At 41.1% G+C, this 13647-nt stretch carries 10 protein-coding genes and 2 pseudogenes; 8 read left to right on the top strand and 4 right to left on the bottom strand.

Going from position 1 to position 13647, the window contains the following annotated elements; all coding sequences use genetic code 11:
* Positions 1-73: 73 nt before the first annotated feature.
* Complete coding sequence (locus AC4CVD_RS09860; RefSeq protein WP_490753019.1) at positions 74-3013, top strand: insulinase family protein; 2940 nt, start codon at positions 74-76, stop codon at positions 3011-3013.
* A 17-nt stretch (positions 3014-3030) separates the two neighbouring features.
* Positions 3031-3924 (top strand): annotated as a pseudogene (locus AC4CVD_RS09855) (phospholipase A); the annotation flags it as partial.
* A 15-nt stretch (positions 3925-3939) separates the two neighbouring features.
* Here the strand turns inward: AC4CVD_RS09855 and AC4CVD_RS09850 are convergent.
* Complete coding sequence (locus tag AC4CVD_RS09850; protein ID WP_007116247.1) at positions 3940-4968, bottom strand: IS701 family transposase; 1029 nt, start codon at positions 4966-4968, stop codon at positions 3940-3942.
* 56 nt (positions 4969-5024) lie between these two features.
* Between AC4CVD_RS09850 and AC4CVD_RS09845 the strand changes: the two are divergent.
* A pseudogene (locus AC4CVD_RS09845) lies at positions 5025-5276 on the top strand (phospholipase A); the annotation flags it as partial.
* A 60-nt stretch (positions 5277-5336) separates the two neighbouring features.
* Here the strand turns inward: AC4CVD_RS09845 and AC4CVD_RS09840 are convergent.
* Positions 5337-6686, bottom strand: a complete 1350-nt coding sequence (locus AC4CVD_RS09840) for a TrkH family potassium uptake protein (RefSeq protein WP_201951593.1) — start codon at positions 6684-6686, stop codon at positions 5337-5339.
* Positions 6683-7336 (bottom strand): potassium channel family protein, encoded by a 654-nt coding sequence (locus AC4CVD_RS09835; RefSeq protein ID WP_058869788.1) that lies wholly within the window; start codon positions 7334-7336, stop codon positions 6683-6685. Before AC4CVD_RS09835 ends, AC4CVD_RS09840 begins: the two co-directional genes overlap by 4 nt.
* Before the next feature lie 150 nt (positions 7337-7486).
* Here AC4CVD_RS09835 and AC4CVD_RS09830 point away from each other — a divergent pair, with 150 nt between their 5' ends.
* Positions 7487-7981, top strand: a complete 495-nt coding sequence (locus AC4CVD_RS09830) for a hypothetical protein (RefSeq protein ID WP_279734370.1) — start codon at positions 7487-7489, stop codon at positions 7979-7981.
* Positions 7982-8021: 40 nt separating this feature from the next.
* On the opposite strand, the gene ilvA is transcribed toward AC4CVD_RS09830, so the two are convergent.
* Entirely contained in the window at positions 8022-9560 is a 1539-nt protein-coding gene (ilvA, locus tag AC4CVD_RS09825; RefSeq protein WP_490753018.1) for a threonine ammonia-lyase, biosynthetic, read from the bottom strand.
* A gap of 107 nt (positions 9561-9667) precedes the next feature.
* Here ilvA and rpiA point away from each other — a divergent pair, with 107 nt between their 5' ends.
* The 4 genes from rpiA to argC all read left to right on the top strand — a co-directional run bounded on the left by rpiA (position 9668) and on the right by argC (position 13607).
* Complete coding sequence (gene rpiA, locus AC4CVD_RS09820) at positions 9668-10339, top strand: ribose-5-phosphate isomerase RpiA (protein WP_004696685.1); 672 nt, start codon at positions 9668-9670, stop codon at positions 10337-10339.
* Between the two features lie 127 nt (positions 10340-10466).
* On the top strand, positions 10467-11150 hold the full coding sequence (locus AC4CVD_RS09815) for a YgjP family zinc-dependent metalloprotease (protein WP_004696687.1): 684 nt from the start codon (positions 10467-10469) through the stop codon (positions 11148-11150).
* 259 nt (positions 11151-11409) lie between these two features.
* Positions 11410-12444, top strand: coding sequence for a GGDEF domain-containing protein (locus AC4CVD_RS09810; protein ID WP_490753017.1), 1035 nt, complete (start codon positions 11410-11412; stop codon positions 12442-12444).
* Positions 12445-12551: 107 nt separating this feature from the next.
* Entirely contained in the window at positions 12552-13607 is a 1056-nt protein-coding gene (gene argC, locus AC4CVD_RS09805) for an N-acetyl-gamma-glutamyl-phosphate reductase (RefSeq protein WP_490753510.1), read from the top strand.
* Positions 13608-13647 lie beyond the last annotated feature (40 nt).

Raw genomic sequence — 13647 nt, 5'->3', positions numbered from 1 at the left:
GTTTTCAGCGTGAAATCTTTTGACAACTAAAGCTATAATGCAGGCAGTGTATTAATTATTGTTAGGAGATCACATGACTGTAGATGTCACTGAAACCATTTCTCAAACTGTACATCCTGCGTTTCAGTTGGTACGTCAACACCATGTTGAAGCTTTAGACATTTTAGTGTCTGAATATAAACATAAAGTCACTGGGGCAGTGCATTATCACTTGGCCACCAATCATGATGAAAATGTATTCTTGGTTGCATTTCGCACCCAACCTATGGATTCAAAAGGCGAAGCGCATATTTTAGAGCACACAGCACTGTGCGGTTCGGAAAAATTCCCTGTTCGTGATCCGTTCTTTTTAATGATTCGTCGCTCACTGAACACTTTTATGAACGCCTTTACTGCGGCGGACTGGACAGCGTATCCATTTGCGACTCAGAATAAGAAAGATTTCCAAAATTTACTTGAAGTGTATTTAGATGCGGCTTTTGCAGCCAATTTGAATCCGCTGGATTTTGCCCAAGAAGGGATCCGCATTGAGCTTGAAAACGGTGAGCCTGTTTATAAAGGTGTGGTTTTCAACGAAATGAAAGGGGCAATGAGTTCGCCTTCAGACCAGTTGTATCATCAGTTAGCGCATCACTTATTTCCTGAAACCACTTACCACTACAACTCAGGTGGCGACCCTAAAGATATTCCCGATTTAACTTACCCAGAGTTAGTTAATTTCTATAAGTCACACTATCATCCAAGTAATGCGGTTTTCATGACTTTTGGTAATGAGCCTGCTTACAACTTACAAGAACAGTTTGAAACTTTGGCGTTGGCGAAGTTTTCAAAGGGTGAAACCCTGTTTTCTAAAGAAGAGCGTCGTTTAACTGCGCCGCTTGAAGTGACTGAAACCTATGCGGTGGATGCAGAAGATTTAAAAGACAAAACTTATCACATTATTTCGTGGTTATTGCCCAAAGCCAGTGAGATCAAACTACGCTTAGGTATGCGCCTAGTGGAAGGTGTACTGTTAGAAGATTCAGCTTCTCCGCTACGTCACTACTTAGAGACCTGTGATTATGCACAATCTACAGGCCCGATTATGGGTGTAGATGATTCTAACTATGAAATGACCTTCTACTGCGGTGTACAAGGTTCAAACCCAGAACATGCAGCTGAGTTTAAAGCAGGTGTGTTTAAAGTTTTGGAAGACGTTGCTGCAAAACCTGTTGATCAAAATATGGTGGATGCGATTTTACATCAAATTGAATTGCACCAACGTGAAATCAATGGCGATGGCATGCCTTATGGTCTAAGCCTGATTTTAAATGGTTTGGGCAGTGCGATTCACCACAGCGACCCAGTCACTGTATGGGATGTGGACTCAGCCATTGCTGCGGTAAAAGAAGAACTGAAAGATCCAATGTGGTTGTCAAACTTAATCAAAACCTATTTGATTGATAACCCGCACCGTGTACAAATGACTTTGGTGCCTGATGCTAATAAGTCTGCAGTGGAAGCGGCAGCAGAAAAAGCACGTTTAGCCGAAATTGGTGCGCAGCTAACAGACGCTGAAAAAGCAGAAATTGAAGCACAAACTGAAGCACTTAAAGTTCGTCAAGATACCCCAGATGACCTTAATCTTTTGCCGAAAGTGGGCTTGGAAGATGTGCCTGCTGAACTGCAAATTGTACAAGGGCAGTTGCGCGAGATTATCTCAAATCGTATCGATTATCCGTTGAATCTTTATCATGCGGGTACGAACGGTATTTACTACAACCAAGTACTGATCCAGATTCCGCAAGATGTAGTGCAGTCACCTTACTTTAATCTGCTTTCCATCCTGATGGGCGAGGTGGGCGCAGGTCAGTATGACTACCTTGAGCTACAACAACTGCAAACTGCGGTGAGTGGTGGTTTAGGGATGGGCGCCTCTTTACGTTCTCAAGTAAATGACAAAAATCAAATCAGTGCATGGTTAACGCTGACCACAAAATCGTTGGTGAGTAATTTTGACAGTATTGCTTTGTTGAAGTTGGCATTTGAACAACTTCGTTTTGACGAAAAAGATCGCATTGTTGAGTTATTGCAACAACGTAAAACCCGTTGGGCATCACGTCTTTCAGGTTCAGGCCACAGTTATGCGATGCAAATTGCAGGACGTAACCACAGTGCGTTGGCAAAACGTGATTATCACAACACGGGCTTAGGTGCACTAAACTGGTTAGGCGATCTAGTCAGCCGTATTGAAAATGATGCAGCAGCTTATGATGATTTGATCAATGAATTAAAAGCGATTCATTTAAAACTTTTACAAGCACCAAAACAGTTCTTACTGGTTTGTGAAGAACATCAGTCAGACCGTTTGGTTGAAGAAGTTCAAAATGTGTGGGACAAGTTAGCCATTCCTGAGCAAACTGTGAGTTTGAAAACGGCTGAGCAGATCGATACCGATGCAGATGAGGCGTGGTTAATTCAAGCCAATGTTCAATTCTGTTCATCGGCTTATCAAGCCGTTGAGGTGTCACATCCAGATGCTGCACCGCTGATGGTACTGGCAGCGTACTTGCGTAATGGTTTCTTACACAGTGCAATTCGTGAAAAAGGTGGGGCTTATGGTGGTGGCGCAAGCTATGACGGCAATGCATGTTCATTCCGCTTCTATAGCTACCGTGACCCGCGTTTGGCTGAAACCTTCAATGACTTTGAAGCCAGTGTGCAATGGTTGCTCAATACTGAGCAAAAGCCACATCAGCTTGAAGAAGCAATTTTAGGTTTGATTGCTGGTATGGACAAACCAGGTTCACCAGCGGGTGAAGCGATTACGGCATGTTATGCACTTTTACATGCTCGTACGCCAGCCTTCCGTAAGCAGTTACGTAGCCGTCTTTTGGCTGTGGGTTTAGAGGACTTGCAACGTGTGGCGGTACAATACTTGCTTGAACAAAAACCAACGAAAGCTGTGGTTGCACCTATGGCGAAGCGTGATACTTTAATTGAGTTAGGTTTTAGTATTCAACAAGTTCAGTAAAACAATAAGAGGGTCGTATGGCGTTCAAATCATTTGAGCGTTCAACTTTAGTACTGGGCATGACTGTGCTCAGTACTTTGGGTGTCGCTAAAACACATGCACAAATTTCCGAAGTACCTGCAGCTCCAGCAACAGCCGAAGCATGTGTTGCATTAGCATCGAATGCAGACCGTTTGGCTTGTTATGATGCATTATTTAAAATTCCTGAAGCGGTAAAACCACATATTGTTTCTGAGCAACGTGCAGCTATGGAAATTGCACCAGAACCTGAAAATATCACAGGGAAGATTGCACAAAGTGTAAGCTCTGTCTTTGCTTCGGAAGGCCCTAAAATATCCCCAAATTTATCTTTAATGGATAGTCGTTGGGAGCTTTCACCAGAAAGCAAACTGGGAACTTGGAATATTCGTGCCTATCAGCCTGTGTATTTAATGCCTGGTTTTTGGACGACAGATAAAAATGAATATCCACAAAGTCCAAATCCGACCAATACGGTGGATGAAGATCAGAACCTAAAGTCAATGGAAGCGAAATTCCAATTGTCTTTAAAAACTAAAGCTGTGGAAAACCTATTTGGGGACAATGGTGATGTTTGGTTAGGCTATACTCAGTTTTCTCGTTGGCAGGTGTATAACGGTGAAGAATCACGTCCGTTCCGTGAAACGAACTATGAGCCTGAAGCCAGTTTGGTTTTTCGCACCAATTATGAATTGTTGGGTTTAAATGGTCGCTTACTGGGATTAACATTCAACCACCAGTCTAATGGCCGTTCCGATCCGTTGTCACGTAGTTGGAACCGTGTCATGTTGAATGTGGGTTTTGAAAGAGACAACTTTGCGCTCATGCTGCGCCCTTGGTATCGTCTAGACGAAGATGCCGGTGATGATAATAACCCTGATATTAAGGATTATAGGACTTACGCACTATTATTTATAGATTCTCTGTGGTAGCAGATGATTTTTATCGAGAATAAAGTCATCAATGAAGTTTTTGATAACTGGTCTAAATAATTTCTTCTGCCAACGATATACATTTTCAAAGATCCGCTCAAACTGGTTCTTTTGTATCTCGACGTAGGCCATCAAGGCTGAAAAAATATGATTCAAAATCAGTTTAGATCGTCTTACTTGAAACTTTTCAATATGACAAACCTGTTTAATCACCCGGTGATATTGCTCTATTTTCCAATGACTTGAATGTAATTCATGAAAACCCTCAAAGGACAATAAATCATCTTCATCTTGATGCACAATATAAAACCTCTGCTGTTCTTTTAACTGAGTCTTAAATAATTGTACAAAGCCAAAATCTTTGAGCCAGACCACTTGACCCTGATGGAAATTTGGCAATAAACGCAGTTGAAACCATTGTCCTTTTTCTGGGGAAACCTTACGGTTACAGTCGATACCAAACATAAATCGAATACCATATTTTCTTATGGTTTTTAGATTTCCAGTCGATGAATACCAACTATCACCTGTAATAAATTGAATCTTTGCACCCCAACTGAGTACTTCACTTAACATATCCATAAAGTAATCATTCTTGGTTTTACTTTCAGATTTGTCATAAATTCGGAAATTAATTGGAATATTTTGACCATTCTGATCTGTCGCATACAAGGTAATGAGATTAATACCCTTGACGGATCGGTGGTGTTTGCCTGACCAAAAATAGCTAACCAAGTCCATATGTTGACTATAGGGTTTATCTAAAACAGTATCATCAATACTGACTATAAGTTTATTATTATCAATATGTTGAATTGCTTCTTGATATAGGTCGTGAGGTGTGTAGTCTTCACGTTCTAGAAAGCGATTTACACTATCATGCGAGATGTTATAAGTCTCGGCAAGTTGTGTGCAGCTAATAGAGTTCGGTTCTGTCATGAGAAAGCCCATATAAATGGGTAATGTACAAGTTGCTGTAGAAGCATGTTTAATTCGTCTGATCACAGATACTTTATAAAGTATTTTAATACTTTTTTGAATCCGTCAATGCGTAAGTCCTAGATTATGTCGGACGGGGTGACTTAACAGCATTCTACCGTTGGAATGAACATGATTTTTCACTCATGCTACGTCATAGTTTAAAAGGTGGCGATGATTCACGTGGTGCTGCACAGTTTGACTGGGCTTTCCCTATTTCAGGGAAGTTGCGTGGCCATTTCCAGTTGTTTGATGGTTATGGCGAAAGCTTAATTGATTATAACCACCGAGCGACTTATGTGGGCTTGGGCGTGTCTTTAATGAATTGGTACTAATTTAGAAACATAAAAAACCACGTTTGATACGTGGTTTTTTATGTTTAAGTGTTAGGTGTTTTAACCAATTTGAATATCGGCAGTTGGGTGTTTTAGGCGGCTCTTTTTCGGCGTCGCTATCAGGTAGGCCAGCGTTAAAGGACCTAAACGACCTGCAAACATCAAGAGCATCAGAATAAATAAACTTGCAGGTTGAAGTTCACCGGTGATGCCACGTGACAAACCGACAGTACAAGCAGCGGAAATAGCTTCAAATAACAAATCCATAAACTGATGATTAGGTTCGATTAAAGATAAACTAAAGATGCCTAAGAAAATAAGTGCTGCAGTAATAGAGACAACAGCCATCGCCTTAAAAGAGGTTTTTTGAGAAACAGAGTGATTGAACACACGAATTTCATCTTCGCGTCGAAGGAAGCTAATCACGCTGAGTAAAACAATAATAAAAGTACCTACTTTAATCCCGCCTGCGGTACTCATCGAGCCGCCCCCAATGAACATCAGTAACATGGTCACGAGGGTCGAGGCATCTTTCATTTGTGCCAAATCGAGGCTGTTAAAACCCGATGAACGAGGCACGGTGGCATGGAACCATGCATTTAAAGCTTGGTCACCTAAGCTCATTGGCGCTAAGGTGAGGGGATTGTTTGATTCAATCGCCCATAAAAGAACAAAAGCAATCAGGTTCAAACCTGCAATGGTGGATAAAATCAGTTTGCTATTGGTACTTAAACCTTTCCAACGTTTGCTGCGTTTAATATCCATTAACACTACAAAACCTGTCCCGCCAATGATGTATAGCATACTAATGGTAAAGGTAATGAGATACTGACCCGAGAAGCTCATTAGACTGTTGGGAAACAGTGAAAAGCCACCATTGTTAAATGCGGATACACTATAAAAAGCCGCATAGAACAAAGCTTGATTGAAGTTGTAATCTTCTAACCATGCAATGGTCAAAATAACCGTGCCGATTGCCTCAAAAAATAAGGAATACAGCAGTACCCCTTTAATGGTGAAGGACACTTTGGATAAGCTGGTTTGACCAATGGTCTCTTGCGCCATGATTTGTTGCTTTAAACCCAGTTTAGTCGACAGACTCAGTGCGGCTAAAATTGCGAAAGTCATAAAGCCTAAGCCACCAATTTGAATCAGCAGCATGATGATGACTTTACCTGTTACGGTAAAAGTTTCACCGACATTCACCACAGACAGCCCGGTAATGGTGACTGCTGAGCTAGCGGTGAACAAAGAGTGAATCCAACTCAGTTCACCGTGGTGTGAAATGGGTAACTTTAATAATAGAGTCCCAATAATAATAAAACTCAAAAAACCCAAAGCCAGCAGGCTGGGCGGGCTTAAATTAATGGTGCTGTTTTTGGGGGTTTGCCATTCTTTGACTTTTTTCATGATTTGAACCGTGCTGAAAGACGACGTAATGTTTCAACTAAACCTTCAACAACTAGAATATCACCCACTTGTAAAATTAAATTGGGGTCAATGCTGTACAAAACGTCTTTGCCACGTTTATGGAGTAATGTTTTCACATCAGGTGCTTGATCCATCAGTTGGCGGAAGCGAGTCCCTTGTAGTTTTTCATCAATTTCAATTTTGACAATATAGTGGTTATCTTCAAGCGCCATATAGCGACTGACCATGGGATAGCATAAAGACTGCGCAATCCGCACGCCCATGTCCTCTTCAGGGTGAATAATTTTACTAATCCCTAAATGGCTTAAAATCATATGGTGCGACTTTGATTTGGCTTTGACCCAAATTTTTTCAACCCCAATATTTTTGAGGTGCAGTACACACAAAATACTGGCTTCAATATTTTCACCAATTGCGACCACCACGGCATCACAGTTTTTAATATTTAATTCATCGAGGACATGTTCATCTGTTGCGTCGGCGATGACAGCATGGGTCACCTGCTCAGAAATATTTTCAACATATTTTTTTTCACTATCGATACCAATGACATCATGTCCCAGTTCAATGAGTTGAGTTGCAACTGTGGCTCCAAAGCTTCCTAAACCAATCACTGCAAATTGTGCCATGTCATCTTTCCTTTAAATTTTTTTATACGTCGATTGTTAACGAATGTTGTGCCAAATTTCACAAGATGTCATCTTTATACAGACACGCTTTTTTCGATCAACCGCGCTTTGCCTTATACCAATATATCACTCATCCAAAGGAGTATATAAATGCGGAAGACACTGTATGAATCCCTCAGGATCGCGTTTCCAGAATTGAATGATACCGCAATTCCAGAAGAACAAGATGAGTTCGAGCACTTTGTACGTTGGTTGAATAGCTATTATTCAAACATTCAAAAAATAGAACTCGATGATTTTCGACAAAATGGTATTGATGAATGCCATCGACTTCAACAGTTGGGTATTGACTTAGACGAGCTGAAAAACCAAATCAATGATGATATGGCGTCTTTTTATCAAATGTATGAGAGTGAGGAAGAAGAAACCTCAGACATGCATGGTTATGATTTTGAATTTAGTTTTGATGTTATTTTTAATCACATTAAAATTTTTATTGAGCCTTATGAACTCAGTTTATTGGTTATTGAGCGGGAAAACCCTTATTGGCTATTGGTACCGCATAATGATGAGCTGATCGATAGAATTATTGTTACGTATAACCACACGTTTGGTGATGAAGAGCCGATGCAGCTCATAGAATAAAACCGCCTCGAAGGGCGGTTTTATGTATGTATTGAATCTTTTATTTTAAGAAACGTTGATAACCTAGGTTATTGGTAATTTCTTCATATGGATACGAAATACTTTCTAAAGTTTCAATCAAACCATCTGGGTTTTGTTTCGCATCACTTGCCTCTAAACCAACGAGGACGCGACCTTCCGCCGCACCATGGTTACGGTAGTGGAATAGGGTAATGTTGTGCGTAGGGCCAAGGCGTTCGAGGAACATTAACAGTGCACCTGGGCGTTCAGGGAACTCAACACGGAACAAACGCTCATTTTCAAGGTCTGCATGACCACCAATTAGGTAGCGAATATGCAATTTTGCTACTTCATCATCAGACAAGTCATCGACATCGAACTGAGTTTTGAGCGCTTCAAAAATATCGTGACGCTCTTTTTCACCGCCTTTTAAGCTAATGCCGACAAAGACTTGCGCTGCACTGGCATCGCTCGCACGATAGTTAAACTCGGTGATATTACGGCCTTGTAGCGCTCGGCAGAAATTCAGGAATGAACCTTTTTTCTCTGGAATGGTCACAGCAAAAATAGCTTCTTTGCGTTCACCCAATTCAGTACGTTCTGCAATATAACGTAAACGGTCAAAGTTCATGTTTGCACCACATACAATTGAGACGATGTTTTGCCTAATTAGCTCGTGTGTTTCAACATATTTTTTAATCCCTGCTAAGGCCATCGCACCCGATGGTTCAACGATGCTACGACATTCATCATAGGTGTCTTTAATTGCGGCACAAATTTCATCTGTATTGACTAAAACTACTTCACGCTCAACGAGCGGGCCTGAGTTATCTGACTTTTGTAGTTGAATCACTTCAAATGGTTTTTCACCAATCTGTGCTACAGCTGTGCCATCAGCAAATAAGCCGACTTGAGGCAGTACAACACGTTCACCTGCTTCAAATGCAGCTTTTAAACAAGCAGATTCGTCATATTCAACTGGAATGACTTTGACATGTGGTGCAACATCGCCTAAGTAGGCTGCTACACCAGCAATTAAACCACCGCCACCAACAGCGACGAAGACATAGTCGACATCGCGCCATTGGCGCAAAATTTCATTGCCAATCGTGCCTTGACCTGCCATGACCAGTTCATCGTCATAGGGTGGAATAAAACTCATACCGTCTTCTGCAGCACGTTGAATTGCATATTTGTTGGCAACATCAAAAGAGTCGCCATGGAGAACTACTTCACCGCCTAAGCGTTTGACTGCCTGAACTTTAATATCTGGGGTGGTTTTCGGCATCACAATAATGGCGCGAATCCCGAGTTTTTTACCTGACAGTGCTACACCTTGGGCATGGTTGCCAGCAGACGCAGTAATCACGCCACGTTCAAGTTGGGCTCTAGGGAGTTGGCTAATGCGGTTATAGGCACCGCGCAGCTTAAATGAAAAGACTGGTTGTAAGTCTTCACGTTTAAAACGAATGTTGTTATTGAGTTTCTCACTAATTCGAGGTGCCGCTTCGAGTGGAGTTTCGATTGCAACATCGTAGACTGTTGCTTGTAATATTTGTCGAACCAAACGAGACAGCATGTTAATTTCCCATTTAACAGTTTAAAATAGAGGATCATTGTAACAAACCCCTGTACATTTGGGCTGTAAAATCAGCAACAAATGTCAAAAAATAGTTGAGCCAAATTATGAGTCTGTATGCTACCCAAGATGAAAAAAAGCAAGCTGCTGCAAAAGCTGCCTTAAAGCACTTACCTAAAGGTGGCATTTTAGGGGTGGGTACAGGCAGCACCGTCAATTTCTTAATTGAACTTTTACCTGAGCTTCAGCTTGAAGCGGCTGTGGCAAGTTCAGAAGCAACGGCTGAGCGCTTAAAAAAATTAGGCATTGAAGTGGTTGATATGAACTCTGTGGGCGGTTTAGATGCCTATGTAGATGGTGCAGATGAAATTGACCGTCATATGCATATGATTAAAGGTGGTGGGGCTGCACTTACTCGCGAGAAAATTGTAGCTTCAATTGCGAGAAAATTTGTTTGTATCGTTGATGACTCTAAGTGGGTCGATCAATTAGGCCGTGACTTCCCACTTCCGATTGAAGTGATTCCTATGGCACGTTCGGCTGTGGCACGTAAAATTGTAGCGCTCGGTGGTGATCCTGCTTACCGTGAAGGCGTGGTGACGGATAACGGTAATGTGATTTTAGATGTTTATAACCTGAATATTTTAAATGCGCTTGAGCTTGAAAAAACCATTAACGACATTCCAGGTGTGGTGTGTAATGGTATTTTTGCAATCAATAAAGCAGATGTGGCAGTTGTTGCAACAGACAGTGGTATTGAAGAGCGTACCGCGGTTTAATTTTAAATCTTCCCTGAGCTCTTCTTTGAAAAAGAGGGGCTAAAAGCAAAAACATTTTTATCTTATGTTTTTCTCCCTCCTTTCAAAAGGAGGGTCGGGAGGATGATTCAATAAAAGAATAATATTAATGACCTTAGCAGACCTACCTGAAATTCAAATCACCCATCATGCACGTGCGACCCGGTTACGACTTCGTGTTGAACCAACTCAAATTCGTTTAACCGTGCCTAAATTTTGTAGCAAACGGCAAATTCAGGATTTTTTAAATCAATCTGAACAGTGGATGGTTGAAACTTGGCAGAAGCAACAAGCCAGTCTGCTACAGATAGATCAAACCCTTCCCACAGAATTACGGTTATTTAATCGCCAAAATGCTTTAACGGTGAGCTATCAAACACAAAAAAATGCGTATATTTTGGATGAGCACAATCACCAGCTTTGGATCAGTGACCGTCAGCCTGAAAGTTATTTAAAATCTTTTGTTATTGTATATGCCAAACAGCACTTGCCTATTTATTTGCAACAGATTAGTCATGAAACTGGTTTAAAATTTGCACAATGTTCAATTCGTCAGCCCAAAACACGTTGGGGGAGTTGTAGTGCCAAACACGACATTATGCTTAACAGTGCTTTAGTGTTGTTTCCTGAAGCCATTACGCGTTATGTCTGTGTGCATGAACTCGCACATACGCAACATTTTGATCATAGTGCACGCTTTTGGGCGGAAGTTGCCAAATATGATGCTGCTTTTCAACAGCATCGAAAAACTTTAAAAACAATCGCATTGCCGCATTGGTGGGCAGGCGTTTAAAGTTAATTTTACGTACAAAATTGAAAAATAATTTCTTCTGATTGATTGAGGGTGAGTCAAAAAATGCTCTAAACTTCATGATCTAAGGTAAACATTCCTCAATTTCAGTCCAAAGACCTCAAATGTGAATTTTACAGATATCCACTATTTTATATTAATTGTTCCAGCTTGCCTGATTTTAATGGGAAGCTTACTTTTAATATGTCATTTTGCTTTTAGGGCTCCCTCATATTTATTGTGGCTCGGGCTTGGATATATTGTGCCTTCGTTTTCTGTGGCCGCGCAAAGTTTTATGTCGAATAAGCAGTTGGCTTTGTCGGCACCCATTTTAGGCAGTATGTATTTGTTTGGCGCATGGGCCAGCGCTTATGCCATGGGCTTAAGAAAGAACGCGAATGCACGTCCATATTGGTGTTTGGCCTTGATCATTATGGCTTTATTTTCACTCAGTTATTATTCCTACGTAGATGATCAACTGTGGATCAGAATGCTGATTCTGAACATTTCAATTGCATTGATTGAGTCTTTGGTTTTGTTTTCAATGTTTAAACATTATCAAGGGATTGATTTGCTCAATAAAATAGTCGACTTTTCCTACTTGTTTATTGTGCTGTATACCTTTGTTCGTGGAATCATTATTTTTCTGTTTTTAAGAAATATCGAAGCAGACATGCTGGCAAATTCAGTTTGGTGGCTGATGATGCTTGCTGCGAGCATTATCTTGAGTATGTGGTTTGCAATAGTGCTGCTCGGAACCTTGGTACGCGATATTATCCATCAACTCAATGATGAGCGGCTAAGAGATCCGCTAACGCATTTATTCAATCGACGTGGCTTTAACGAAGCCGCTAAACGGAAGTTGCATCAGCTCTCTAAACAGCCTTATTTCTTGCTCATGTGTGATATTGACCATTTTAAGAAAATTAATGACACCTATGGGCATTTGGTGGGTGATCAAATTTTACAACAAGTCGGTGAAATTATTGGGCAAAATGTTCGTACGCACGATTTAGTAGGGCGTTTCGGCGGAGAGGAGTTCATTGTCTTATTGCAAATTGATGACCCAACGCTGGCTTATAATATTGCCAATCGTATTCGTTTAGGTATTGCCGATGCACGATTATCCTCAAAAAATATTGCCGTGACAGCAAGTTTTGGACTGGCTGCAGTACATCAACCCAACTTAAAATATGCCATACATGATGCCGATCAATTGTTATATCAGGCGAAACATTCGGGACGAAATCAGATTGGTTTTGAGCCTGCACAGAGTATATTGGGTGTGTCTCATTAGATGTCGATAGCACTAAAAACGCATAAATTCCAAGTAAAACAGTTTAGAAAGCAGAAACTTCCTGTCATACTAGGCAGTTACGAAATGGACAGTTTAAGTTTGAGGTAATACACGTGATTTCAGTTGGTATTGTCGGCGGTACAGGTTATACAGGCGTTGAATTGTTGCGTCTTTTACTACGACACCCAAATGTGCAAGTAAGCGTATTAACATCGCGTACAGAAGACGGTCGCCGTGTAGATGATATGTTCCCAAGCCTACGTGGACATACCGAACTTAAATATTCAGATTTGAATATCGATGAACTGAAAAAATGTGATGTGGTGTTCTTTGCGACACCGCATGGCGTTGCCATGAAGCATGCCGAAGAGTTAGTGGCTTCAAATACTAAAGTGATTGACCTTGCCGCAGACTTCCGTTTACAAGATTTAGAACAGTTTGAAAAATGGTATGGCATGCAACATGCGTGCCCTGAACTACTGAAAGACTCGGTTTATGGTTTGTCAGAATTAAACCGTGAGCAGATTAAACAAGCTAATGTCATTGGTAACCCTGGTTGTTATCCAACAACAGTACAACTGGGCTTAGCGCCGTTATTTAAGCAAAACGACACATTAGTTAAACCTGAAAGCATTATTATTGATGCAAAATCGGGTGTGTCTGGTGCAGGTCGTAAAGCCAGCCTTGGTATGATCTATTCTGAAAATGCTGATAATTTCAAAGCTTATGGCGTTGCAGGTCACCGTCATCATCCTGAAATTGTGGAAGCATTGGAAAATATTTCAGGCTTAAAAGAGGTGTTTAACCACATTTTGTTTGTTCCGCATTTGGTGCCCATGATTCGTGGCATGCTGAGCACGATTTATGTGGACTTAACCGATGCGGGTGAAGCTGCTGATTTGCAAAGTTTATACGAACAGTTTTATGCCAATGAAGCTTTTGTCGATGTGATGCCTGCTGGAAGCTCACCAGAGACACGTTCTGTGCGGGGTGCAAATCAACTTCGTATTGCGTTGTATAAACCGCAACCGAAAAAGTTGGTGGTCATTTCAGTACAAGACAATTTGGTTAAAGGGGCAGCAGGTCAGGCCGTTCAAAATATGAACTTAATGTTTGGATTTGCTGAAACTGCAGGCCTAGACGGAATTGGTTTATTACCATAAAAAACGTTTTAGAACTTCACACACATTTAGATTTCGATTT

It is taken from the genome of Acinetobacter sp. LipI_23 (genome assembly GCF_058243045.1).
The sequence above is the reverse complement of the archived record's forward strand: the minus strand, read 5'-3'. Positions and strand labels throughout refer to the sequence as shown.